This is a genomic window from Halomonas sp. ND22Bw (assembly GCF_003011945.1).
Taxonomy (GTDB): Bacteria; Pseudomonadota; Gammaproteobacteria; order Pseudomonadales; family Halomonadaceae; genus Halomonas; species Halomonas halophila.
This window is the reverse complement of the sequence record NZ_PXWD01000758.1, coordinates 1-276: the sequence shown is the minus strand read 5'-3', so window position 1 is coordinate 276 and position 276 is coordinate 1. Positions and strand designations below refer to the sequence as shown.

At 68.5% G+C, this 276-nt stretch carries 1 protein-coding gene; it reads left to right on the top strand.

Annotation, left to right across the window (positions count from 1 at the left end; all coding sequences use genetic code 11):
- Nucleotides 1-276 (top strand): Rieske 2Fe-2S domain-containing protein (locus CVH10_RS20160; protein ID WP_146143167.1); only part of this gene is annotated, 276 nt, incomplete at both ends.

The following is a 276-nucleotide window of genomic DNA, read 5'->3' as shown; positions in this document are numbered from 1 at the left end:
GCCGCAGCAGATCGCCGAACTCCCGAAGCTGGACGGCCAGCTGGCCGACCCGAAGTCCGAGCGCAATCCGGCCGAGTTCACGCCCGAATACGCCCGCAACGAAAACCGCTCCATCAAGCCCGAAGTGCTGGTGGTCGTCGGCATCTGCACGCACCTCGGCTGCTCGCCCATCGACCGGCTCCAGGCCGGTCCGCAGCCTTCGCTGCCCGACAACTGGGAAGGCGGCTTCCTCTGCCCGTGCCACGGCTCGACCTTCGACCTGGCCGGCCGCGTTTT